At 73.3% G+C, this 24,046-nt stretch carries 20 protein-coding genes and 1 pseudogene; 11 read left to right on the forward strand and 10 right to left on the reverse strand.

Going from position 1 to position 24,046, the window contains the following annotated elements:
* Window positions 1-44: 44 nt before the first annotated feature.
* Window positions 45-704: an ABC transporter ATP-binding protein gene (locus CP974_RS20920; protein WP_031134544.1), complete on the forward strand. Its 660-nt coding sequence runs from the start codon at window positions 45-47 to the stop codon at window positions 702-704.
* Window positions 701-2,842 (forward strand): hypothetical protein, encoded by a 2,142-nt coding sequence (locus CP974_RS20925; RefSeq protein ID WP_031134546.1) that lies wholly within the window; start codon window positions 701-703, stop codon window positions 2,840-2,842. Before CP974_RS20920 ends, CP974_RS20925 begins: the two co-directional genes overlap by 4 nt.
* 166 nt (window positions 2,843-3,008) lie before the next feature.
* Here the strand turns inward: CP974_RS20925 and sodN are convergent, their stop codons facing one another.
* Entirely contained in the window at window positions 3,009-3,404 is a 396-nt protein-coding gene (sodN, locus tag CP974_RS20930) for a superoxide dismutase, Ni (protein ID WP_031134548.1), read from the reverse strand.
* A gap of 153 nt (window positions 3,405-3,557) precedes the next feature.
* Here sodN and sodX point away from each other — a divergent pair, with 153 nt between their 5' ends.
* Window positions 3,558-3,986 (forward strand): nickel-type superoxide dismutase maturation protease, encoded by a 429-nt coding sequence (gene sodX, locus CP974_RS20935; RefSeq protein ID WP_037938758.1) that lies wholly within the window; start codon window positions 3,558-3,560, stop codon window positions 3,984-3,986.
* Here sodX and CP974_RS20940 read toward each other — a convergent pair.
* The 4 genes from CP974_RS20940 to CP974_RS20955 form a co-directional block, all read right to left on the reverse strand.
* On the reverse strand, window positions 3,890-4,519 hold the full coding sequence (locus tag CP974_RS20940; protein WP_031134552.1) for a CGNR zinc finger domain-containing protein: 630 nt from the start codon (window positions 4,517-4,519) through the stop codon (window positions 3,890-3,892). The two genes, sodX and CP974_RS20940, sit on opposite strands and share 97 nt — an antisense overlap.
* 268 nt (window positions 4,520-4,787) lie before the next feature.
* On the reverse strand, window positions 4,788-5,555 hold the full coding sequence (locus CP974_RS20945) for an amino acid ABC transporter ATP-binding protein (RefSeq protein WP_031134554.1): 768 nt from the start codon (window positions 5,553-5,555) through the stop codon (window positions 4,788-4,790).
* Window positions 5,552-6,490, reverse strand: a complete 939-nt coding sequence (locus CP974_RS20950) for an amino acid ABC transporter permease (protein WP_051839808.1) — start codon at window positions 6,488-6,490, stop codon at window positions 5,552-5,554. The genes CP974_RS20945 and CP974_RS20950 overlap by 4 nt, the downstream gene beginning before the upstream one ends.
* A gap of 42 nt (window positions 6,491-6,532) precedes the next feature.
* Window positions 6,533-7,522 (reverse strand): ABC transporter substrate-binding protein, encoded by a 990-nt coding sequence (locus tag CP974_RS20955; RefSeq protein WP_031134558.1) that lies wholly within the window; start codon window positions 7,520-7,522, stop codon window positions 6,533-6,535.
* 935 nt (window positions 7,523-8,457) lie between these two features.
* Here CP974_RS20955 and CP974_RS20960 point away from each other — a divergent pair.
* Window positions 8,458-9,681, forward strand: coding sequence for an NAD(P)-dependent malic enzyme (locus CP974_RS20960; protein WP_031132605.1), 1,224 nt, complete (start codon window positions 8,458-8,460; stop codon window positions 9,679-9,681).
* A 209-nt stretch (window positions 9,682-9,890) separates the two neighbouring features.
* Here the strand turns inward: CP974_RS20960 and CP974_RS20965 are convergent, their stop codons facing one another.
* Window positions 9,891-10,154, reverse strand: a complete 264-nt coding sequence (locus CP974_RS20965) for a GntR family transcriptional regulator (protein ID WP_174887732.1) — start codon at window positions 10,152-10,154, stop codon at window positions 9,891-9,893.
* 268 nt (window positions 10,155-10,422) lie between these two features.
* On the opposite strand from CP974_RS20965, the gene CP974_RS20970 reads away from it, so the two are divergent.
* The 6 genes and pseudogenes from CP974_RS20970 (at window position 10,423) to CP974_RS20995 (ending at window position 16,233) form a co-directional block, all read left to right on the forward strand.
* The gene (locus CP974_RS20970; protein ID WP_037938122.1) at window positions 10,423-10,617 is read left to right on the forward strand and encodes a hypothetical protein; all 195 of its coding nucleotides are present in this window, start codon (window positions 10,423-10,425) and stop codon (window positions 10,615-10,617) included.
* Window positions 10,614-10,877, forward strand: coding sequence for a hypothetical protein (locus tag CP974_RS20975; protein ID WP_031132609.1), 264 nt, complete (start codon window positions 10,614-10,616; stop codon window positions 10,875-10,877). The genes CP974_RS20970 and CP974_RS20975 overlap by 4 nt, the downstream gene beginning before the upstream one ends.
* Before the next feature lie 254 nt (window positions 10,878-11,131).
* Window positions 11,132-12,713 (forward strand): annotated as a pseudogene (locus CP974_RS20980) (serine/threonine-protein kinase).
* Between the two features lie 119 nt (window positions 12,714-12,832).
* Window positions 12,833-13,399 (forward strand): Uma2 family endonuclease, encoded by a 567-nt coding sequence (locus tag CP974_RS20985; RefSeq protein ID WP_031132611.1) that lies wholly within the window; start codon window positions 12,833-12,835, stop codon window positions 13,397-13,399.
* Window positions 13,400-13,709: 310 nt separating this feature from the next.
* The gene (locus CP974_RS20990; RefSeq protein ID WP_031132613.1) at window positions 13,710-14,678 is read left to right on the forward strand and encodes a zinc-binding dehydrogenase; all 969 of its coding nucleotides are present in this window, start codon (window positions 13,710-13,712) and stop codon (window positions 14,676-14,678) included.
* 91 nt (window positions 14,679-14,769) lie between these two features.
* Window positions 14,770-16,233, forward strand: a complete 1,464-nt coding sequence (locus CP974_RS20995) for a glycoside hydrolase family 5 protein (protein WP_031132615.1) — start codon at window positions 14,770-14,772, stop codon at window positions 16,231-16,233.
* A 131-nt stretch (window positions 16,234-16,364) separates the two neighbouring features.
* On the opposite strand, the gene CP974_RS21000 is transcribed toward CP974_RS20995, so the two are convergent.
* Window positions 16,365-17,504, reverse strand: a complete 1,140-nt coding sequence (locus CP974_RS21000) for a PadR family transcriptional regulator (protein WP_031132617.1) — start codon at window positions 17,502-17,504, stop codon at window positions 16,365-16,367.
* Window position 17,505: 1 nt separating this feature from the next.
* Entirely contained in the window at window positions 17,506-18,399 is an 894-nt protein-coding gene (locus CP974_RS21005; RefSeq protein ID WP_051839539.1) for a DUF4097 family beta strand repeat-containing protein, read from the reverse strand.
* Window positions 18,400-18,578: 179 nt separating this feature from the next.
* Here CP974_RS21005 and CP974_RS21010 point away from each other — a divergent pair, with 179 nt between their 5' ends.
* The gene (locus CP974_RS21010; RefSeq protein ID WP_051839541.1) at window positions 18,579-19,427 is read left to right on the forward strand and encodes a hypothetical protein; all 849 of its coding nucleotides are present in this window, start codon (window positions 18,579-18,581) and stop codon (window positions 19,425-19,427) included.
* A 281-nt stretch (window positions 19,428-19,708) separates the two neighbouring features.
* Here CP974_RS21010 and CP974_RS21015 read toward each other — a convergent pair whose 3' ends face one another.
* Together CP974_RS21015 and CP974_RS21020 are read right to left on the reverse strand one after the other, a co-directional pair.
* Window positions 19,709-19,888 carry a DUF6104 family protein gene (locus CP974_RS21015; RefSeq protein WP_023586593.1) on the reverse strand — a complete coding sequence of 60 codons (180 nt, stop codon included), beginning with the start codon at window positions 19,886-19,888 and terminating at the stop codon, window positions 19,709-19,711.
* A 158-nt stretch (window positions 19,889-20,046) separates the two neighbouring features.
* A complete protein-coding gene (locus CP974_RS21020; protein WP_085921551.1) occupies window positions 20,047-23,940 on the reverse strand; it encodes a multifunctional oxoglutarate decarboxylase/oxoglutarate dehydrogenase thiamine pyrophosphate-binding subunit/dihydrolipoyllysine-residue succinyltransferase subunit in 3,894 nt (1,297 codons plus the stop codon).
* Window positions 23,941-24,046: the final 106 nt, after the last annotated feature.

Raw genomic sequence — 24,046 nt, forward strand, 5'->3', positions numbered from 1 at the left:
GCGCGCCCCGCCGCGTTCTTCGCTGCTGCGGACAGGAGTCGTACATGGTGGTCGCCCGGCTGCGGGCCGTGTCCCACACGATCGCGGACCGTGTGTTGTTCGATCGGCTGAGCCTGGAGGTCGCGGCCGGTGAGTCGGTGGCGGTGATGGGGCCGAGCGGGACCGGGAAGACCACGCTGCTGTCGGTCCTCCTCGGGCTGGTGCGGCCCGCGAGCGGTCTGGTGGAGGTCGCGGGCAGGGACCTCTCCTCCATGGGGGCATCGGCCAGGGCCCGCCACCGCGCCGGCCATGTCGGCATGGTCTTCCAGTTCGGTGAGCTGCTGCCGGAGTTGTCGGCCATGGAGAACGTCATGCTCGCCGCGATGCTCGCCGGGAGGCGCCGTGGCCCCAGCCGCGACGACGCCCGAAAGCTGCTCGCCGCACTGGGCATCGAGGACGTGGGTGTGCCGGCCGGAGCCATGTCGGGCGGCGAGCGCCAGCGCGTGGCGATAGCCCGTGCCGTGATCAACCGGCCGCGGCTCGTCCTGGCGGACGAACCGACCGGCGCCCTGGACGCGGCCAACCGCGACCACGTGGCCGAGCTGCTGCACGCGCTGCCCCGCCAGTGGTCGTGCGGGGTCGTGGTCGTCACCCATGACGAGAAGGTGGCGTGGGGCGCCGACCGTGTGGTCGCGTTCGCCGGGGGCCGCCTTGAGGGGTCGTGACCGCCCGCTCACTGCCACGGCAGCTCGTCACCATCGGGTCGGCCGCGTCGAGGGCGGGGAAGGGGCACCGGCTGCGCGTGACCGGGCTGCTGCTCGCCTCCTTGGTGTGGTGTCTGGCCGTCGGCGCGTGCGCCGTCGCCCACGCCACCGGACAGACCGGTGACGACAGGGCCCTGGCGCGGGGCCCCCGCCTGACTGCCGTGCACCCCGGTGAGCCCCAGACCGCGTGGTGGAAGGAGCGGGCCGACACCGTGGCGGGGCTTCAGCACCGGGTGGTGTTCATCGAACCCGTCACCTCCCGCGCCCCTTTGCCGCCGGGCCTGGACCGGTGGCCCGCACCCGGCCAGGCCGTCCTGTCGCAGGCGCTCGCGGACGCGGGCGAAGCCGTCGTCGGCCGCTACGGAGCGGACGCCGGCCGTATCGGCCCGGAGGGGCTGGTGTGGCCCGGGGAGCGGTTCGCCTATGTACGGCCCGCCCCCGCACGGGCGGAGTGGTCGGAGGACGACCGGATCTCCGGCTTCGGCGGCGCCCACCGGGTGACCGACGACTGGGTGGTGGACCCGGACGGGTTCATGGTGGCCGTGGCGGCCTTCGCCGGGTTCCCGGCGGCCGTACTGATGGTGACCGCCGCGCGTACGGGGTCGCACGAGCGTGACGCCAGGACGCGCGTGGTGCACGCCCTGGGCGGGACGCGCCGCCACATGGTGCTGCTGTCGGCGGGCGAGGCCGCGGCGCCCGTGGCCGCGGGCGCGGCGGCGGCGAGCGCGGTGTTCGCGCTCGCTGCCCTGACCGATGTGACGGTGCCCCTGACCGGATGGACCGTGGAGGCCGCCATGGTCCGGTCGTGGCTCGGAGTGATCCTGGCCGCCGTCTGGCTGGCCGCCCTGTCGGCCGCGGTGTGCGCCGTCGCCGTGACCCGCGCCGGTGACGGGCGGAGCGTACGGGCGCCGGTGGCCCGCAGGCCCCGCCGCCGGTGGCCGGTGCTGTGCGCGGTGGGGGTCGTCCTCGCGATGCCGATGGAGGTCGGGCCGCTCGCGCTCAATCAGCACACCAGCCTCCTGCAGTACGGGGTGGGCATCGGGCTGGCGCTCTGGTCCCTGCCCGGCGTGGTCGCGTGGATCACCACCTGGTGGGGGAGGCGCCTGGCGGACCGCGCCGGCACGCGGGCCGGACGCCTGGTCGCCGGGCGGTGGCTGGCCGCGTATCCGGGCGTGGTGATGCGGCTGGTGGCCGCCGTGGTGGTGGGTGTGGGGCTGGTCAGCCAGGTGCAGCTGTGGAGCAGCCGGGGAACGGCGGCCACCGTACACGCGCAGGCGGTGTTCGACCGGCTGGGTTCCCGTGTGCTCGTGGTGTCCGCACGCAGCGCGGCCATGGAGGGACTGGGCGCCTTCACCGCGGAGTTGGGGGACTCGCGCGCGGTGTTCTCCCTGCACCCCGGCCCCTCGGGCGGTGTGGTGATGACCGGCTCCTGTCAGGCGTGGCGCCTGCTGAGTGAGCCGTGCCCCGCGCGTGCGACGCCCTGGGGCGGTGCGGGCGGCGACGCCGGGCTGAAGGCGGTCGGCACCTGGGAGGCCGCGAACCGGCCCCTGCTGCTCGCACCGGGGGCGCCGGTGGCCCGCGGGGCCGTGGCACGGCTGGTGGTGGTCTCCCCGGCGACGGACACCGACGCGGCGGGCGACGTCAAGCGGGCCGCGTACCGGCACCTGGGCATGGCCCCGTACACCGACGTGATCGCCGGAAGCCGGGTGGACGGCTCGCTGCGCCATGGCGTGATCACCCGGTGGACGCTGGTCCTGGGCGCGGCCGGTGTGGTCGCCCTGGCGCTCGCGGCGGCCGTGGCCGCGCTCGACGCGTTCGCCGCGGTGGCCGAACGCATGGTGCCCCTCAGCGTCCTGGCCGGGAACGGCACGCTGTTCCGGGCGACGGCGTGGTGGTACCTCACCGTGCCGTTCGCCCTGGCCGGGATGCTGGCGGTGGCCGTGGCCTCGGTGCTGGGCCACCCCATGGTGGCCCGAGGCGGCGCCGTGTGGTCCGGCGGGTTCACCTGGGGCGTCATGGCCGGTACGTGCGTGCTGGGCGCGGTGGTGGGCCGGGTGGGCGCGCGGCTGGTCGCGGTGCGGACGCGCGGCGGACTGTAGCCGCCGGGCGCCGCGGGGACGCGCCCGAACGGGAGGAGGGGGCGCCGCCTCCCCGGACAAGCACCGCACCCGGCCGGCACGGGCGCTTGTGGGCGGCTCCGTGCGGACCGGGTGCGGGGCGGGACCGGGCGGTCGGGGAGACCGCGGTCGGGCTGATCGGTGGCGATCAGGCCTTCTTGGTCTCCCAGAAGATCTTGTCGATCTCGGCGATGAGCTCCAGGGCCTTCTCACCGGTCTTCGGGTCGGTCGACGCCTTGGCGGCCGAGAGGGCCTTCAGGGTGTCGTTGACCAGCTGGTGGAGGTTCGGGTACTTCTCGAAGTGCGGGGGCTTGAAGTAGTCGCTCCACAGCACGGACACGTGGTGCTTCGCGAGCTCGGCGCGCTGCTCCTTGATGACCGTGGCGCGGGCCTGGAAGTGCGGGTCGTCGTTCGCGGCCATCTTCTCCTGGACGGCCTTGACCGACTCGGCCTCGATGCGGGCCTGGGCCGGGTCGTAGACACCGCACGGCAGGTCGCAGTGGGCGCTGACCTTCACCTTCGGGGCAAACAGGCGGGAGAGCATGCAGCTGTCCTTCCTCGTGATCGTCTTCTCAGGTGGGACATTACTCGGTGAGTGGACGGTTTTCGCGAGTGCCCCCTGGGGCTTAGGACAAAAGTCCGGGACGATCATGGGACTCGTGAAGGAACGCGCGGCGAGCCCGGCAGGTGGTGGACGGTGACGACGGAACGAGGGCGAGGGCCCTTGCTGCCCTTCGGGGTCGCGGAGGTGACGGGCCCCTCCATGGTGCCCACGCTGCACCACGGCGACCGGCTGCTGGTGCACTACGGGGCGCCGCCGCGGCCGGGCGCGGTGGCCGTGCTGCGCCATCCGCTGCAGCAGGACCTGCTGATCGTGAAGCGGCTGGTGGAGCTGCGCGACGGGGGGTGGTGGGTGCTCGGCGACAACCGGGCCGCCGAGGCGGTCGACAGCCGTTCCTTCGGGGCCGTCCCGGCCGAGCTGGTGCTGGGCCGGGTCCGGGCGCGCTACCGGGGCGTCCGGCCCGGACGTCAGCGGTCGGCGGGCGTCGTGCTGGCGTGGCTGTTCTCGGCGGTGCGGCCCGTGCCGGCGGAGCGCTCGGTCTCCTGGCGCTTGCGGGCCCGGTAGGCGGCGACGTTCGCGCGGGTGGCGCAGCGGTCGGAGCAGTACCGGCGGGAGCGGTTGGTCGAGGTGTCCAGGTAGGCGTTGCGGCACGGGGCCGCCTGGCACAGGCCGAGCCGGTCCGCGCCGAACTCCGTCAGGTGGAACGCCACGCCCATGGCGGCGATCGCGGCGTACCCGGCGGTGGCGTTCGACGGGTGCTCGGCCAGGTGCATGTGCCAGCGGGGGTGGCCCTCCTCGTCGAGCATGTCGTGGCCGGAGATCTGCGGGCTGACGGGGAACTCCAGGAGGAGGGAGTTCAGGAGGTCCACCGCGCGGGCGTGGTCGCCCTCGTCGGCGGAGGTGAAGACGGCCCGCAGCCGTGCCCGCACCGCGCGGAAGCGGGTGACGTCGGCGTCGGTCGCCCGCCGCGCCATCTGGCTCGTCTCGCCGAAGAGGGCCCGTACCGCGTCGACGGACGTCAGGCAGTCCTTGCCGCGTGCCGGTTCCTCGGTGTTCACCAGGCGTACGGCGTAGTCCGAGTAGGAGGCCAGTTCCACTAGAAGTCCTTACCGGAGCGGTCTCGGGTTCGACGGGTCAAGTGTAAGGGATGCGTGGTGATATGGGGTGTTACTGGCGGGTTTGTCGCCAGGCTGCGGGAGGGGGCGGGGCGGTCGCCGGGCGGTGCGGTGGCGGGAGTGGGCGCGGGCCGGATCCCGGGCGGCGAGGCGGCGGGCGGGCGGCAGCCGGGGTGTTCCGGGCACGCGGCAGGGGCGGTACGGGTGCCGTGCACCCGTACCGCCCCTCTGCGTCCGGCACCCGGGCCGGTCAGAGCACCTTCGACAGGAACGCCTTCGTCCGGTCGTGCTGCGGGTTCGTCAGGACGTCCCGCGGGTTGCCGGACTCGACGACCACACCGCCGTCCATGAAGACCAGCGAGTCGCCGACCTCCCGGGCGAAGCCCATCTCGTGCGTGACGACGACCATCGTCATGCCCGACTCGGCCAGGTCCCGCATGACGTCCAGGACGTCGCCGACCAGCTCCGGGTCGAGCGCCGACGTGGGCTCGTCGAACAGCATCAGCTTCGGCTCCATGGCCAGCGCGCGGGCGATGGCCACCCGCTGCTGCTGGCCGCCGGACAGCTGCGACGGGTAGTGCCCGGCGCGGTCGCCGAGGCCCACCCGGTCCAGCAGCTTCAGCGCCCGCTCGCGGGCCACCGCCTTGGTCTCGCGCTTGACCTGGACCGGCGCCTCCATGACGTTCTCGACGGCCGTCATGTGCGGGAACAGGTTGAAGCGCTGGAACACCATGCCGATGTCCCGCCGCTTCAGCGCGACCTCGCTGTCCTTGAGCTCGTACAGCTTGTCGCCCTTCTGGCGGTAGCCGACCAGCTCGCCGTCGACGTACAGCCGCCCGGCGTTGATCTTCTCCAGGTGGTTGATGCAGCGCAGGAACGTCGACTTGCCGGAGCCGGACGGGCCGATGAGGCAGAACACCTCGCCCGGCGCGACCTCCAGGTCGATGCCCCGCAGGATGTGGGCGGCGCCGAAGGACTTGTGGACGCCCTCGGCCTTCACCATGGCGTTCGCGGTCATGCCTTGCCTCCCTGCCGGCTGGAGAACGACAGCAGGTGCGTCTTCACCTTCTGCCACGGGGTGGCCGGGAGCGCGCGGGAGCTTCCGCGTGCGTAGTACCGCTCCAGGTAGTACTGCCCGACGCTGAGGACCGAGGTCATGATCAGGTACCAGGTGGCCGCCAGGAACAGCATCTCCACCGGGGCGCCGGACGTCTGGCCGATGTCCTGGGCGTTGCGCAGCAACTCGTAGTACTGCACCGCCGCCACCAGCGAGGTCGTCTTCAGCATGTTGATGACCTCGTTGCCCGTGGGCGGCACGATGACGCGCATGGCCTGCGGGATCACGATGCGGCGCAGGGTCTTGCTGTGGCTCATGCCCAGCGCGTGCGAGGCCTCGGTCTGGCCCTCGTCGACCGCGAGGAGGCCCGCGCGGCAGATCTCGGCCATGTAGGCGGCCTCGTTCAGGCCGAGCCCCAGGAGCGCCGTCAGGAACGGCGTCATGAAGTCGGACCACTCGTCCTTGTAGAACGGGCCGAGGTTGATGTACTCGAAGACCAGTCCCAGGTTGAACCAGACGAAGAGCTGGACCAGGACCGGGGTGCCGCGGAAGAACCAGATGTAGAACCAGGCGATCGACGACGTCACCGGGTTGCGCGAGAGCCGCATGACGGCCAGCAGGACGCCGCCGACGATGCCGATGGCCATCGACAGGACCGTCAGCAGCAGCGTCTGGCCGACGCCCTCGATGATGCGGTCGTCGAAGAAGTAGTCGGGGATCGCGTCCCAGTTGATCTGGCCCTGCGCGAACGCGTAGATGATGGCGGCGAACGCCGCCAGGGCGACGACGGCGCTGACGTACCGGCCGTAGTGGCGGACCGGGATCGCCTTGATCGCCTCCGGGCCGGAGGGCGGGACCGAGCCCTCCGGGCCCTGCTTCTTCAGGTCAGTTGTCACAGTGGTGGTGCCTCTCAGGGGCCTGTCGGTGCCGGCCGGGGATCAGGAACCGCCGTTGATCTTCGCCTCGGTCACGGCGCCCTCGGCGACGCCCCACTTGTCGAGGACCTTCTTGTACTCGCCGTTGGCGATGATCGCGTCCATGGCGGCCTTGATCGCGTCGCGGAGCTGGGTGCTCTGCTTGGCGACGGCGATGCCGTACGGGGCGGCCTCGACCTGCTCGCCGACGATCTGGAAGTCGTTGCCGCCACCGGAGGTCTTCACCGTGTACGCGGCGACGGGGAAGTCGGAGGAGCCGGCGTCGGCGCCGCCCGCGCGCAGGCGGGTCTGGGCCTGCTGGTCGTTGTCGAAGGCCTCGATCGCGATGGCGGGCTTCTTGCCGTCGGTGCACTTCTTCGACTCGGACTTGGCGAGGTCCTCGGAGACCGTGCCGCGCTGGACGACGAGCTTCTTGCCGCAGAGGTCCGCCCAGGTCTTGATGCCCTTGTCGGCGCCCTTCTTGGTGTAGATCGAGACGCCCGCGTTGAAGTAGTCGACGAAGTCGACGCCCTCGCCGACCTTCTTCTTCGTCTCCGAGTCGATGCCCTCCTGGCGGTCCTTCGTGTCCGTCATCGCCGACATCGCGATGTCGTACCGCTTGGCGCGCAGGCCGGTGATCAGGGTGTCGAAGGTGCCGTTCTCGAACTGGAAGGTCACGCCGAGCTGCTTGCCCATGGCCTCGGCGAGGTCCGGGTCGATACCGGTGGTCTTGCCGTCCTTGTCCTTGAACTCGACGGGCGCGTACGCGATGTCCGAGCCGACCTTGATGACGCCCTTGTCGCGGATGTCCTTGGGGAGCTTGTCGGCGAGCGGGGCGGAGGCCGCGGCCGACCCCTTCGTCTCCTTGTCGGAGGAGCCGCTCTGCGTCTGGTCGCCGCACGCGGTGAGCAGCATGGCGCCGGCGACCGCGGTCGCAGCGACCGCGACGGTCCGGGACGGTCGCTGCGTCCGGGTCTTCGCGGCGGTCGAGCGTCGGGTGGTGCTTGCGGTCATGGTCGGGTTCCTCCGGCGGGTGAAAGGAATACCAATGGGTCGGGCACGCACCTTCGGGTGTCGCGACCTCGTGTGATTACGGCATCTTGCCATTCGGACCGCCAGGAACAAGGGGCTCACCATGTCAAAATCGGATAACGGGTGGCTCCTGAACCTCAACGACCCCGGCCCATCAGGCCGGACCTTCTGCGGAGAGGCCCCCGTCGAGCCGAAAAATCTCCTGCTGATCTCGTCATCTGGACGGGATTGGGGTTGCATTCCGGAACCGGAGGGGACTTGTCCAGACATTCGCCTATGAGTCATGTCACCGGGGCCCGGCTGTCCTGAGCCGAGATATCCGGATTTGCCACCGGGGTGCGCGCGTGCGGCGAAGTGCGCCGACGGGGGGAGAGCCGTTACGCCGGGTAACCGGCTGTGCGGCCCGGGGTGGCGGTGCGCGGACCCCGGTGGGTGGTGCGCCGGTGGCCCCGGTGGGTGGTGCGCCGGTGGCCCCGGTGGGTGGTGGTCGGCGGGGCGTCGGGGCGTCGGGCGGGGTGGCTCGGCGGAGGCATGGAGGAGGGGTGCGTGAGGGGTGCGCGGGGAGGGGCGGCGGGAGGGTTGAGGAGGGGCGCCGCGGGGGGCGCCGTGGGGCGGGAGGGGCGCGTGGGGAGGGGTGGCGCGGCGGCCCGGAGGAGGGGCGGCGCCCGGGGCCGGGGCGGGGGTGACGTGGCTCGCCGTGAATCCGACTCGTCGGCGCGGCCCTCCGTCGGGTAAGAAGGATCCTTACACCCCTCACCCGGGGCTCAGGGCGCGTTGTGCGGCGCGCCCGCGCGTTCGTACCAGTCCCCGCGGGGGTGGGCCAACCGCCTGTCGCGAGGCACGGACGCGGTGCCCGCCCACCCCTCCTCAACCAGGAGTGGCCACCCTCGATCATGAAGAATTAAGGGGTCAACCCAATGGCAGCGGAGATCGTCAACCCTCGTAGCGACAGCGATACCGACGGCGGTACGCGCGGCGCTTCGGACGAACCCTTCGACCCGGCATTCGCCCTCCACCGGGGCGGCAAGATGGCCGTGCAGGCCACCGTCCCGGTCCGCGACAAGGACGACCTGTCCCTCGCGTACACGCCCGGCGTGGCGAAGGTGTGCAGCGCCATCGCCGAGCGTCCCGAACTCGTCCACGACTACACCTGGAAGTCCCAGGTCGTCGCCGTCGTCACGGACGGCACGGCCGTCCTGGGCCTCGGTGACATCGGGCCCGAGGCCTCCCTCCCCGTGATGGAGGGCAAGGCCATCCTCTTCAAGCAGTTCGGCGGCGTCGACGCGGTGCCCATCGCGCTCGCCACGACCGACGCCGACGAGATCGTCGAGACCGTCGTCCGGCTCGCCCCCTCCTTCGGCGGGGTGAACCTGGAGGACATCTCGGCGCCGCGCTGCTTCGAGATCGAGCGGAAGCTCCAGGAGCGCCTCGACATCCCGGTCTTCCACGACGACCAGCACGGCACGGCCATCGTCACCCTGGCGGCCCTGCGCAACGCGGCCAGGCTCACCGGGCGCGGTCTCGGCGACCTGCGCGCCGTGATCTCCGGCGCGGGCGCGGCCGGCGTGGCCATCGCGAAGTTCCTGCTGGCCGCCGGCCTCGGCGACGTCGCGGTCGCCGACCGCAAGGGCGTCGTCAGCCGCGACCGGGACGACCTGACCCCGGTCAAGCGGGAGCTGGCCGAGCTGACCAACAAGGCCGGCCTGTCCGGCCCGCTGGAGTCGGCCCTCGCCGGCGCGGACGTCTTCATCGGCGTCTCCGGCGGTACGGTGCCGGAGGCGGCGGTCGCGTCGATGGCGCCGGGCTCGTTCGTGTTCGCCATGGCCAACCCGAACCCGGAGGTCCACCCCGACGTCGCCCACAAGTACGCGGCGGTCGTGGCCACCGGCCGGTCGGACTTCCCGAACCAGATCAACAACGTGCTGGCCTTCCCCGGCATCTTCGCCGGCGCCCTCCAGGTGCGGGCCTCCCGCATCACCGAGGGCATGAAGATCGCCGCGGCCGACGCGCTGGCGGACGTGGTCGGCGACGACCTCGCCGCCGACTACGTGATCCCGTCGCCGTTCGACGAGCGCGTCGCCCCGGCCGTCACCGCGGCCGTCGCGGCGGCCGCCCGCGCGGAGGGCGTCGCCCGCCGCTGACGCGCGAGCCGGGCGCCCGTACCCGCGGGCCCCGGCCCCCGCGCCGGCATGAGCCTGAAGGGCCGTGTTCCCTCCCCGTGCGGGGGAGGGAACACGGCCCTTCGGCAGCTCGGCCACGCGCCAGTCGCCGTGGTCGGACAGGAGGGTGCCGAGGCGGTCCGAGTCGGTGTGGGGCCCGGTGGCCTGGGCGGGTCGCCGACCGACCTCGGCTACGCGGAGGGAGCGGGGGTCCCGGGGGAGGGCGGCAGGGGGTCGGCGACGAAAGTCCCCAGCCCGACCTCGCCCCGCGTCCACCCCTGCTCCCTGACATGCCGCATCGCCTTCGCCGCTGTCGCGTTCACCACGCCGAACTCCTGGGCGATTTCCAGAGTGGAGGGCACGCGGCTTCCCGGCGGATACGTGCCGTTCTGGATGCGCCGGATGATCTCCGCTGCGATCTGCCGCCAGAGGGGGCGTGTGCGGTCAAGCTCCATGACATCAGCGTGGGTGACCACAGGTTTCCGTGCATCCGTAGTTATCTGCGGTTATCCGCGCTACTGTAGGTTCCCTATGCAGAGCGGCCCCGACGGGAAGCGGCTACTTCCCTGCCGGGGCCTCAGCCGACTGATTGGGAGTCGACCTATGCGCACCCTACTGGCCGGGATTCTGGCCCTCTTCCTGCCCGCCCGCGGTGCCCACCGCTCCGCAGCACCGCCATCACTGCCCCTCACCGTCTGTCCGCCCGCTCCGGAACACCCGCCCGTGATCACACGTCCGCGCCCGGCGGACCTCATCACCGCCGACGGCATGCCCCTGGTCCGGCCGTACGTCGTCGAAGGGGAACGCGAGCGGGACGAACGTGACCGGCGGCGTCTCCAGCGCGAGCGGCGCAGGGCGGCGGTCCTGGCGACGCTGGGGCAGGACTACGTTCCGGTTCCGTGGGAGGCCGCCGCATGAGCACGGATACGCCGCGTCTGCGCAGTCTCGGCCTCGACCCGGCCACCGGCAAGGAGGCCCTGGCGGTCACACACCCCGGCGGCCGTCTCGAGGAGCTGGCCGACGTGCACGCGCTGAAGGCCGCCGCCGTCCTGGTGACGGTCGTCGGCGCGGTGCTGGAGGTGGGGAAGGCGTCGGACGCCGAGCTCGCCGCCTTCGTGACGCCGTTGCACGCCGCGCTCGAGGAATGCGTCGGCATCATGGCGGCGGACAGGGAGTGACGGCGTAGCGGCAAGTCGGCCGCAGGGCCGGTGGTGCCGTGGGTGCCCGGGGGATCCTCCCGAGCACCCATCATCCACCGACCCGCGGTACGCGTCTGTTCCCGCGGCGGGAGGCCGGCCGCCGCACCCTCCTGCCCGTCGCCCACCGCCGGGCCCGTGCCCCCCTCGCACCGCGAACCCTGGACGGCATCCTGACGCAGCGGTCACACTTGACCCCTGACCGTGACCGTTCGTCACGCATACCGTGGGGCAAGGTGCCGCAGGAGGCGATCTCCGACCGTTACGAACTCCTGGAGGAGCTCAGCCACGGCGGCATGGGCGACGTGTGGCGCGGCTACGACGCCGTGCTCGACCGGCCCGTCGCCGTGAAGCCCATCCGGCAGGCGTCGGTCACCTCCCCGCAGCCGGCCGAGGAGTTCGCCAAGCGCTTCCGCCGCGAGGCCCGCATCACCGCGCGCATCCAGCACCCCGGCGTGCCGCAGGTGTACGACGCGGTGCTCGACGCCTCGTACGAGCGGCTGTTCCCGGTGATGGAACTCGTCGACGGCGTGCCGCTGTCCGCCTACCTCGACCCCGGCCGGCCCCTGCCGGTGGGCGGCCGCCGTCGCCGCGCAGATCGCGACCGTGCTGTCGTACGCGCACGACGTGCCGGTGATCCACCGGGACCTCAAGCCGGGCAACATCCTCGTCGCCCGCGACGGCACGGTGAAGGTCCTCGACTTCGGCATCGCGGCGATCCTGCGGACCGACGTCACCAAGCTGACCGCCACCGGCAGCCCCATCGGCACCCACCAGTACATGTCGCCCGAGCAGGTCCGCGGCGGACGCATCACCCCGCAGACCGACCTGTACGCGCTCGGCTGTGTGCTGCACGAACTCCTCTGCGGGCGGCTCGTGTTCGAGGCGGAGAGCGAGTACCTGCTGATGTACCAGCACGTCAACGCCGCCCCCACCCCGCTGCGGCAGCTGCGGCCCGACGTCCCCGAGGCGCTGGAGGAGCTGGTCCTGCACCTGCTGCGCAAGGCGCCCGAGGCGCGGCCCGCCGACACGCAGGAGGTGTACGCGCGGCTGCTGCCGTTCCTCCCGCCGCCGGGCCAGGACCCCGGCACGGCGGATACGGGGCCGGCCGGCGCGCCCGACCCCACGGGCGTGTTCCGCCGTCCGTTCGCGCCCCGCGCCCGCGCCCAGGCCCCCGCGCCCGGCGGTCCGGCGCCGACGGCCGTCCTCCCGGGGGCCCCGCCGGTGCCCGTCCCCGCCCGGCTGCGCGAGGACATCGAAGAGGCGTACGCGCATTCCGACGCCCTGCTGGAGGAGGAGCGGTTCGCGCAGGCCGCCGAGGTGCTCGGCGAGGTCATCGCACCCGCCGCCCTCGCCCTCGGCTCCGAGAGCAGGCAGGTCCTGGCGCTGCGCCGCCAGCGAGCGGCGATCCGCCTCCTCGGCGGCGACTACCGGGCCGCCCTGCCCGAGTTCGACGCCCTCGCCGACGCCTACGCCCGTATCGCCGGGCCCACCGGCGAGCAGGCCCGCGCCTGCCGCGCCCAGGCGGCCCGCTGCCGCGCCGAGCTCGGCCAGGTCACCGACGCGCTGGCCGCGCTCCAGGGCGTGCTGAACGTCGTACGGGCCGTCGACAGCGACGTGAGCGAGGAAGCCGTGGAGCTGCGGCACAACATCGGGATGCTGCTGCTCGCCCAGGGCCGGACCGCCGAGGCCCGGCAGGTCCTCGAACCACTCCACCAGGACATGTGCATGGTGTTCGGCCCGGAGGACGAGATGACCGTCGAGATCGCCGAGGCGCTCGCCGTGATCCGCCTCGACCTCGACGGTACGGCTTCCTGACCGCTTCCCCCGGGGCCGACGGGGGGAGCGCGAGCGAGATCAGCGTGCCGGAAGGACGGCGGACAGTACGCTGAATCCAGCGGGATCGGACCCGCGGCACAGTGTCCGGGAGGTGCTTCGTGACGGCCGAGATGGTGGCTCCGGCATGGATGCATGAGCAGATCACGGCGGAGGAGTACGACTCCTGGTCCGAGGAGCAGTGCGCCGGTATCGAGATCGTGGACGGGATGGTCGTCGTGAGTCCGAGTGCGTCCAAGCGGCACAACCGGCTCGCTCGGATTCTGGCGAACGCCCTGGATGCCGCCGCGGGCCCGGAGTGGAACGCCGACACGGGCTTCGACGTCCGGCTCCGGGACGTCCCGCTGACCAATCGCCGCCCGGACGTCATTGTGTACCGCGCGGACACGATCGACATCACCCCCACTCGCCCCGAGCACGTGCTGCTGGTCGCGGAGGTGGTGTCGCCGGGCTCGGAGACCACCGACCGGATCGTGAAGGTCGATCAGTACGCCAGGGCAGGCATCGGCTTCTACTGGCGGATCGAGCAGGCCGCGACAGGCGTTCCTCTCGTGTACACCTACCTTCTCGACCCCGCGACGAAGACCTACCGGGACGGGGACGTCTTCACCGGCGTCCTCAAGGTCGCGGCCCCCTTCCCGGTGGAGATCGACCTCGGCCGGGTCTGACCATGCGCCGCCTGGCAGTCGGCGACGCGTGAGCGACGCGTGAGCGGACGCCCTCTGATGCGTTCCAGGTCGGCCATGGGGTCATCGTGCCGGCGAGCGGCCCTGCGGGCGGCGTAGGGGTTCGGGGGCGGGTGAGGCGGTCCGGCGCCCGGTGTCCGGGTCGGCCGCCGCCCGCCGGGTGCTGCCTTGAGGGGGCTGCGGGCTCCGGGGGTTGTGCCGTCCGGGGGCGCTCCGGGGTGCCGAGGGAGGGACACGCGTCACATGGGGGCGTGGTTCCGCCGGGGTGTCGCGCACGCCTAGTCTCAGGGCCATGTTCGCTGCCTATGCCGCACGTATCGACCGCGATCAGCCCCTGAACGGCCTTGAGCTGGGCGACCGCCCGGAACCCGAGGTACGGCCGGGCTGGACCACCGTCACCGTCAAGGCCGCCTCCCTCAACCACCACGACCTGTGGTCCCTGCGCGGGGTCGGCCTGCCCGAGGAGAAGCTGCCGATGATCCTCGGCTGCGACGCCGCCGGTGTCGACGAGGACGGCAACGAGGTGGTCATCCACTCCGTCATCGGCCAGACCGGCCACGGCGTGGGGCCCCGCGAGCCCCGCTCCATCCTGACCGAGCGCTACCAGGGCACCTTCGCCGAGCGGGTCGCCGTGCCCGCCTGGAACGTGCTGCCCAAGCCCGCCGAGCTGAGCTTCGAGGAGGCCGCCTGCCTCCCGACCGCCTGGCTCACCGCGTACCGCATGCTCTTCACCAACGCCGGGGTCCGCCCCGGCGACTCCGTGCTCGTCCAGGGCGCGGGCGGCGGTGTCGCCACGGCCGCGATCGTGCTGGGGAAGGCCGCCGGGCTGCGGGTCTTCGCCACCAGCCGCGACGAGGCCAAGCGCAAGCGCGCCGTCGACCTCGGAGCCGTCGACGCGTTCGAGCCCGGCGCGCGGCTGCCGCAGCGCGTGGACGCCGTCATCGAGACCGTCGGCGCCGCCACCTGGTCGCACTCGGTCAAGTCGCTGCGCCCCGGCGGCACCCTGGTCATCTCCGGTGCGACCAGCGGCGACCGGCCCTCGCACGCCGAGCTGACCCGGATCTTCTTCCTGGAGCTGAAGGTCGTCGGTTCGACCATGGGATCGAAGGACGAGCTGGAGGACCTGCTCTCCTTCTGCGCCACCACGGGGGTCCGGCCCGTCATCGACGAGGTGCTGCCGCTGGACCGGGCGCGCGACGGCTTCGCCAAGATGGCCTCCGGCGACCTGTTCGGGAAGGTCGTGCTGACGCCCGTCTCCTGACGCGTGCCTTGAGGGTTCGTCACTTCTGCTGTGGGATCTCCGGCATCGCGTCGCGTACGAGCGTCACGTCACGCCCTGCCGGAGGTCACCCATGCGCAACCGCACGCGTACCACCGTCTGCGCCGCCGTCCTGACCGCCCTGCTCGCCGCGGCCGGCCCACCCTTCGCGGGGGCGGCCGGGCGGGAGGACCGGGCGGCCGCGACCGGGGAGCGGGCTTCCGGGGCGGCGCAGGAGCCCGCCCGCGAGGCGGCCGGTGAACCGGGCATCCCCCCGCTCACCGACGGCCTCGGGCGCGTCCTCACCCTGCGCGGCTGGAACGTCGAGGACAAGGCCCACCGCGGCGACGCCGCCCTCTCCGCCGTCACCGAGCGGCACTTCCGCGACCTCGCCGCCCACGGGTTCGGCTTCGCCCGCATCCTCGTCTTCTGGGACGACCTGGAGCCGCAGCGCGGCCGGTACAGCGAGACGTACCTGCGGAAGATCGAGCGGGTCCTGGGCTGGGCCCGGAAGCACCGCGTCCGGGTGGTGATCGACGCCCACCAGGACGTCTTCGGCCCGGCCTTCGGCCACCGGGGCGTACCGGAGTGGGCCACCCGCACCGACGGGCTGCCCTTCACCCCGCGCCCCGGCGACTGGTTCTCCGAGTACTTCGAACCGGCCGTCCAGCGGGCCTTCACCCACCTCTACGAGGACGAGGACCTGCGCCGCGCCCAGGCGGCGATGTGGCGGGTCCTCGCGGCCCGGTTCGCGGACCACCCGGCGGTCCTCGGGTACGACCTGATCAACGAGCCCATGGGCGAGCTGCGCCCCGGCGAGGACCTGCCGGCCGCCGCCCGCCGCATCGAGGCCGAGCAGCTCACGCCGATGTACCGGCGGCTCGCGCGGGCCGTGCGCGGCGTGGACCGCGACGCCTGGCTCTTCGTGGAACCGACGCCCATCGTCGGCGAGGGCGTCCCCACCGGACTCGGCCGCGTCGACGACCCGAAGGTCGTGTACGCCCCGCACTTCTACGACACCGCCATGGAGGCGGGCGCCGACTACGACCCGGCCGCCGGGTGGATCGAGGCGTACGAGAAGGCGGTCGTGGAGTACCCGAAGCGCCACCGGGTGCCGGTCGTCGTGGGGGAGTGGGGGCCGCTGAACAACGCCCTGCCCCACATGGGCCTCTTCTACCGCGACGCGCTGGCCTCGCTGAACCGCTACGCCTCCGGCTGGGCGGGGTACGTGTGGTGCTACGGCGGCGGGTACTGCGCGCTGGACGCCGAGGGCCGCTTCCGCACCAACAAGGGCGCGACCGCCGCCCCGTACGCCCCGGCCGTGGCGGGCGCGGTACGGGCGGAGGCGCACGGGCCGGAGACGTACCGGGTCACCTACACCGCCCGGCCCGGTGTGACGGAGCTGTCCCTGCCGCCCTCGCCGCGCGGCTGGCGGGTGGCGGTGGAGGGGCCCGCCCGGCCGAGCCGCGCGGAGGTGCCGGCGGGGGAGCGGGCGGCGCGGGTGACGGTGCGGGCCGTACCGGGTGCGACGGTCACGGTGCGGGTCGGCCCGCGCTGAGGCGGGCGCGGCCGTGGCGGCCGGGTGGCCGGGAGGGCGAGGGTGGTCGGGTGGCCGGGGCGGCCCCGGCGGCCGGGTGGCCTGTGGGGGCCGAGGCCGCCGGGTTGCCGGGCCGCCCGGCCGCCGGGCCGTCAGGCGCCGGGGCGGAGGAGGGCCGTGAGGCGGGCCGCCGCCGTGCCCAGGTGGTGGCGGGCCTCCGTGAGCTGCGCCTCGGTCACCCCGTGGTCGCGGGCCGCGTCCCGGACCTCGTCGCGCAGGCGGTCCAGCAGGCGCTCCAGCTCGCGAGCGGGGTCGCCGCCGGTGCCCGGCTCCGCCGCCCACGCCGGGAAGCCGGCGGCCGGGTCGGCCTTCTCGTACGGCCCCCGGGAGCCGGCCCGCGGGCCTGCCGCCGTGGAGGCGGTCGCCGTACCGGAGCCGGTACCGCCCCCGGAGCCGTTCGCCGTCCCGGTCCCGGTCCCGGTCCCGGAGCCCGAGCCGCCGCCGGTGGGCGTCCCGGTCCCCGAGCCGCCGCCGGAGCCGGTGGCCGGTCCGGAGTCCTTGCCGGCCCCGGTCCCCGGCGCCGCCGTGCCGTTGCCGGGGGCTCCGAACAGGCCGCCGAGGCGGGTCGTCAGGTCGGCCAGGCCCTCCCGGACCCCGGCGGGCCAGTCGCCGCGCGCCAGGTGCTCCTGGACCTGCTGGGCGACGCGCTGCATCTCGCGGCGCGCCCGGTCCTGCGCCTCCTCGGCCTGGCGCCGGGCGGCCTGCGCCTCCTCGCGGGCGCGGCGCGACTCGTCCCGGGCCCGCCGGGCCTGCTCGCGCCACTCCTGCTGGGCGCGCCGCAGCTCCTCCTTCGCGACGCGCCACGCCTCGCCCTCCTGGCCGCCGCCGGGCCGGTCGGCCGTGCGGCGGGTCTCGCCCGCCGCGGCGCGCATCTCGCTGCGCAGCCGCCCGGCGGCGCCCCGCACGTCGGCGCGGATCTCGGCGGCCAGCTCGGAGACCGAGTCCCGGATCTCCTGCTCCAGGTCGGCCAGCTCCCCACTGCGGCCCGCCAGTTCCGCGCGGCCCGCGTCGGTGATCGAGTAGACCTTGCGGCCGCCCTCGGAGGTGTGCCGGACCAGGCCCTCGGCCTCCAGCTTGGCGAGCCTCGGGTAGACCGTCCCGGCGGAGGGCGCGTACAGGCCCTGGAACCGCTCCTCCAGCAGGCGGATCACCTCGTAGCCGTGGCGGGGGGCCTCGTCGAGCAGCTTCAGCAGGTACAGCCGCAGTCGGCCGTGGGCGAAGACGGGGGGCATGTCACAGCGCCTTTCCGGAGGAGGGGAGGTCGTCACTCGTACCGGCCCCGCTCCCGCCGGGCCCGGAGGGCTCCGGGCGGCGCAGCAGGGCGATCGCGCCGGACATGGTCGTCGCCTTCAGCGTGCCCGTACCAGCTCCCAGGGTGCCGCTGATCCGCTTGGCGCCCCACGCCCCGTCGACCCGCAGCCCGTCGAACGCGCTGGCCACCGAGCCGCTCGTGGTGCTGGCCTCGACCCGCGCGTCGGCGCGGTGCGGCAGCCGGATCGCGACCTCGCCGGTGACGGTGGCCACCTGGATGTCGGTGGCCTCGCCCTCCGGGTCCACGTCCACCAGCACGTCGCCGCTGACGGAGTCGGCCCGCACGGACGCCCCCGAGCCCTCGACGACCGTGAGGTCGCCCGACACGGACTGGAAGCGCAGGTCCCCGGTGACCGACTGCGCCTCGACGCCCCCGGACACGGTCTGCGCCCGCACCGGGCCGGAGAGCCCGACGAGCGTCATGTCCCCGCCGACGCCGCTGACCTTCGTACGCCCCCGGACCCCCGACACGACGGCCCCGGCGCCCACCGCCTCGATCTCCACCGACGCGCCCGCCGGCACGGCGAGGGAGACGACGGCGCTGCGCGCGTCGGCCTTGGAGAGCTGGGGGAGCCTGGCGAGCAGGCGGTCCAGCAGTCCGCCCTTGCGGGACAGGTCCGGGTAGCCGACGGTCAGCGTTCCGCCGTCCTGGGTCACGGTCAGGGCCGGGCCCCGCACCTCCGCGACCTCCAGGCGGGCCGGGCCGCCGTCCGTGCCGACCACGTTGACCGCGCCGTTCACGACGCGCACGCGCAGCGCCGTCACGGGATCGTCGAGGGTGAGCTTCATCGGCTCGGTGACGGACCACTCTGGCATGGTGCTGACCTCCTCGGCTCCTGGGCGGCGGACGCTTCCGGCCCCGCCGGCACCGGCGCGGACACGGCATATCGCGTCTGCGTCCACAGACACGATATATCGCGGTACGGTCACGTCAAGGCCGGGGAGAAACGGGGGTAGGCCGTCAAAAGCGGGCGAATTGCCCTAGCGTATGGCTCATGAACGCGACATCGACCGGTGCGCTGCTGCTCTGCCGCGCCGCCCCCGACGCGGTCGCCGCCACGGCCCGCCTGCTGCGCGAGCCCGTCGTCCTCGCCCCGGCGGGCGCCGGCTGGAGCGTCCTCGTCCCGGAGGGCCGCCCCTGGCTCGACGGCTCCGAACCGGTCGAGCGGATCTCCGCCGGATGGGCCGCCGCCCTCGCCGTGGGCGCGCCCTGGCCGGTCATCACCCTGTGGTGGGACGGCGAACGGGCCGGTCACGTCCTCGCGTACGGGTTCCGCCGCCCCGTCGACTACACCTGGCTGGCGGACGGCACCCCCGTCGGCATGGACGAGGCCATGCAGACCTTCGCCGAGCGGCTCGGCCTCGACCCCGTCATCGACGTGCAGGACCTCCAGGCCCTCACCCGCCCCGACCCGGACGCCGACGCCCGCGCCCGCCTCCTCGGGCTCGTCGCGGTCCTGGCCCGGCTCGGCCTGGAGCTGCCGCCCGGCGTGCAGCCCGGCGAGGCCACCACGCATCTGCGGGCCGCGGCCCGGGCCCGCCCCGGCGCCACCGTGGTCGAGGGCCACGGCCTGCGCGACGCCGTGCGCACCGAACTGCTGGGCGGTGGCGCGACGGGCCGGGTGCCGCGCGCGGTGGCGGGCGTCCAGCTCGCCGTCGGCCTGCCGCTCCTCGCCTGGGCGCTGACCCGGCGCCCTCCCAGCCCCGGCTGGGCCGCCGCGGGCGCCCTGCTGGCCCTCCAGGGCGCACTGGGCCTCGCGCGGGAGCGGCGGCGCGGCCACCGCGGCGCGGATGAGGGCGGCGGTGGGGCGCACGGCCCCGGAGGGCGCCGGGAAGCCTCGTAGAGGGCGGGCACGGGCCCCCTGGACCTCCGGGAGGGCGGGCGCGGGCCCCGGACCGACCCCGGACCCTGCGGCGCTTCGGCTGGGGCGGGAAGCTCCTCGACAGGCCCTTGGGTCTCCGGGCTGGCGGCGGCCCCGGGGTCTCCGGGGGGCGGCTTCCCGGGCCTCCGGGAGGGCGGGCGCGGGCCCTCCGGCCCCCGGAGGGCGGCGGGCCCACACCGGGCCCTGCGGGAGAGCCCGGCGGCCTCAGGCGCCCTCGCGGGGCGCCCCGGCGGCCCGCGGGCCTACTCCTCGTCCTCGTCGTCCAGCCGGGCCAGCCAGGTGGCCAGGCGCTCGACCGGCACCTCGAAGTCCGGGTTCAGGTCCACGAACGTGCGCAGCTGCTCGGCGAGCCACTCGAAGGTGACCTCCTCCTCGCCACGCCGCTTCTCCAGCTCCTCGATACCGCGATCGGTGAAGTACACGACTCGTCTCCCGAAAGATCCTGCCGGGCGCGCTCCCCGGACATCCCCCCTCAGGGTAGGGCTCCCGGCGGGGCGCCCCGCACGCCGGAGGGCCCGGCTCCCATGGAGTCCCATGGGAGCCGGGCCCTCTTCGCGGCAGTCCGCGTACGGGTCGCCGGTCAGGCGTCGAAGACCTCGTTCACGAGCTGCATCTGCTCCGCCTGGTGCCGCTTGGCCGAGCCGACCGCCGGCGACGAGCTGTGCGGCCGCGAGATGCGGCGCAGGCGCTCGCCCTGCGGGATGTCGGCGCCGACCGCCAGGTCCAGGTGGTCGATCAGGTTGAGCGCGATGAACGGCCACGCACCCTGGTTCGCCGGCTCCTCCTGCGCCCAGATGTACTTCTCGGCGCCCGCGTACTTGGCGATCTCGGCCTGGAGCTCGGCGCCCGGCAGCGGGTACAGCCGCTCCAGCCGGATGATCGCCGTGTCCGTGACACCGCGCTTCTGCCGCTCGGCCTCCAGGTCGTAGTAGACCTTGCCGGAGCAGAAGACGACCTTCCGGACGGCGGCCGGATCGGCCTTCTCGTCGCCGATCACCGGGCGGAACGAGCCGGTGGTGAACTCGTCCAGCTTCGACGCGGCGGCCTTCAGGCGCAGCATCGACTTCGGCGTGAAGACGACCAGCGGCTTGTGGTGCGGGTTGTGCACCTGCCACCGCAGGAGGTGGAAGTAGTTCGACGGCAGCGTCGGCATGGCGACCGTCATGTTGTTCTGCGCGCACATCTGGAGGAAGCGCTCCGGGCGGGCGGACGAGTGGTCCGGGCCCTGGCCCTCGTAGCCGTGCGGCAGCAGCAGCGTGACGCCGGAGGTCTGGCCCCACTTCTGCTCGGCGGAGGAGATGAACTCGTCCACGACGGTCTGCGCGCCGTTGACGAAGTCGCCGAACTGCGCCTCCCACATGACCAGCGCGTCCGGGCGGGCCAGCGAGTAGCCGTACTCGAAGCCCATCGCCGCGTACTCGCTGAGCAGCGAGTCGTAGACGTTGTACCGGGCCTGGTCCTCGGCGAGGTACAGCATCGGCGTGTAGTCCTCGCCGGTCACCTGGTCCACCAGGACCGCGTGGCGCTGGCCGAAGGTGCCGCGGCGGGAGTCCTGGCCGGCCAGGCGGACCGGGACGCCCTCCATCAGCAGCGAGCCGATGGCGAGGGTCTCGCCCATGCCCCAGTCGATCGTGCCGTCGTAGATCGACTGCGCGCGGCGCTGGAGCTGCGGCAGCAGCCGCGGGTGGACCGTGATGTGGTCGGGGATGTTGACCTGCGACTCCGCGACCCGCTTGACGACCTCCTGCGACACGGCCGTGCTCACGCCGTCCGCCGGGAAGCCGGCCTGCGGGTCGACCCCGGCCGCCGGGCTGGGCTGCGCCGTGGCCTCGCGGACCTCGGTGAAGACCTTCTCCAGCTGGCCCTGGAAGTCCTGGAGCGCCTGCTCCGCCTCCTCCAGGGTGATGTCGCCGCGGCCGATCAGCGACTCGGTGTAGAGCTTGCGCACCGAGCGCTTCTGGTCGATCAGCGTGTACATCTGCGGGTTCGTGAACTGCGGGTTGTCGCCCTCGTTGTGCCCGCGGCGGCGGTAGCAGATGAGGTCGATCACGACGTCCTTGTTGAACGTCTGGCGGAACTCGAAGGCGAGCCGCGCCACGCGGACGCACGCCTCCGGGTCGTCGCCGTTCACGTGGAAGATCGGCGCCTCGATCATGCGGGCCACGTCGGTGGCGTACATCGAGGAGCGCGAGGACTCCGGGGCGGCGGTGAAGCCGACCTGGTTGTTGATGACGATGTGGACCGTGCCGCCGGTGCGGTAGCCGCGCAGCTGCGACATGTTCAGCGTCTCGGCGACGACGCCCTGGCCGGCGAAGGCCGCGTCGCCGTGGAGGGCGACGGGCAGGACGGTGAAGTCCGTGCCGGCCTTGCCGATGATGTCCTGCTTGGCGCGGACGACGCCCTCCAGGACCGGGTCGACGGCCTCCAGGTGGGACGGGTTGGCGACCAGGCTGACCTTGATCTGCTCGCCGTCGAGGCCGGTGAAGGTCCCCTCGGCGCCCAGGTGGTACTTGACGTCGCCGGAGCCGTGCATCGACTTCGGGTCGAGATTGCCCTCGAACTCGCGGAAGATCTGCGCGTACGACTTGCCGACGATGTTCGCGAGGACGTTCAGCCGGCCGCGGTGGGCCATGCCGATGACGACCTCGTCGAGGCGCGACTCGGCCGCCGAGTCGATCACGGCGTCCAGCAGCGGGATGACGGACTCGCCGCCCTCCAGGCTGAACCGCTTCTGCCCGACGTACTTGGTCTGGAGGAAGGTCTCGAACGCCTCCGCCGCGTTCAGCCGGCGCAGGATGCGCAGCTGCTCCTCGCGCTCCGGCTTGGAGTGCGGGCGCTCGACGCGGTCCTGGATCCACTTGCGCTGCTTCGGGTCCTGGATGTGCATGAACTCGATGCCGGTGGTGCGGCAGTACGAGTCGCGCAGGACGCCGAGGATGTCGCGCAGCTTCATCATCGACTTGCCGCCGAAGCCGCCGACCGCGAACTCCCGCTCCAGGTCCCACAGGGTGAGGCCGTGCTCGGTGATGTCCAGGTCGGGGTGCTTGCGCTGGCGGTACTCCAGCGGGTCGGTGTCGGCCATGACGTGGCCGCGGACCCGGTAGGAGTGGATCAGCTCGAAGACGCGCGCGGCCTTGGTGACGTCGTCGTCGTGCGACGCGTCGATGTCCCGCAGCCAGCGGACCGGCTCGTAGGGGATGCGCAGCGACTTGAAGACGTCGTCGTAGAAGCCGTCCTCGCCGAGGAGGAGGTTGGCGACGATCCGCAGGAACTCGCCGGACGCGGCGCCCTGGATGACCCGGTGGTCGTACGTCGAGGTGAGGGTCATCACCTTGGAGACGCCCAGCTTGTTCAGGGTGTCCTGGGACGTGCCCTGGAACTCGGCCGGGTAGTCCATCGAGCCGACGCCCATGATCACCGACTGGCCGGGCATCAGGCGCGGCACGGAGTGGACCGTGCCGAGGCCGCCGGGGTTGGTCAGGGAGACCGTCACGCCGGTGAAGTCGTCCATGGTGAGCTTGTTCGCGCGGGCGCGGCGGACGATGTCCTCGTACGCCTGCCAGAACTCGAAGAAGCCCAGCGTCTCGGCCTTCTTGATGGCCGCGACGACGAGCTGGCGGTCGCCGTTCGGCTTCACCAGGTCGATGGCGAGGCCGAGGTTGACGTGCTCCGGCTTGACCAGGGTCGGCTTGCCGTCCTTGACCTGGTACGACCAGTTCATGGAGGGCATCGCCTTGATCGCCTGCACCATCGCGTAGCCGATGATGTGCGTGAAGGAGATCTTCCCGCCGCGGGCCCGCTTCAGGTGGTTGTTGATGACGATGCGGTTGTCGAACAGCAGCTTCACCGGGACGGCGCGGACCGAGGTGGCCGTCGGCATGTCCAGCGAGGCGTCCATGTTCTTCGCGACGGCGCCGGCCGGGCCGCGCAGCGTCACGAACGCCGGGCCCGCGGCGCCCTCGGCCGCGGGGGCCGCCTTGGCGGCGGGCTTGGCGGCGGCGGGCTTGGCGGGCGCGGCCTTGGCGGGCGCGGGCCGCTCCGCCGGCTCGGCGGGCGCCGCGGGGGCGGCCTGCGCCGGGGCGGGGGCCTGGGCCTGCGCGGGTGCGGCCGGCTGCGGCGCGGCCGGGGCGGGGACCTGGCCGGCGGGTGCCGCCGGCTGGGCGGGCTGGGCCTGGGCGGCCTGCGCGGCGGGGGCCTGTGCGGTGGGCGCCTCCGCCGGCTGGGCCGGCCGCGTCACGGAGCCCGCGGCCCCGGCGGCCTCGCCTGCGGGCTTGTCCGCCGAGCCGGACGCGCCCGGCTTGTAGTCGGCGAAGAAGTCCCACCAGGCGCGGTCGACCGAATTCGGGTCCTGGAGGTACTGCTGGTAGATCTCGTCGACGAGCCACTCATTGGCACCGAAGGCGGCCGCAGGGCTCTGGCCCCGGCCGTCTTGGTCGGTCGAGATGCTCGAGTTACTGGGGGACTGAGACGACACGGCGGCAACCGCCCTCTTCCGCTTCACAAGGTGATGGACAGCGGAAATAAAGGCTACGCCTCTGCGAGCGGAAGGGGCAGGCGGGGCGTGCCATCGTCGCGTACAT

The sequence above is a fragment of the Streptomyces fradiae ATCC 10745 = DSM 40063 genome (genome assembly GCF_008704425.1).
Lineage (GTDB): Bacteria > Actinomycetota > Actinomycetes > Streptomycetales > Streptomycetaceae > Streptomyces > Streptomyces fradiae.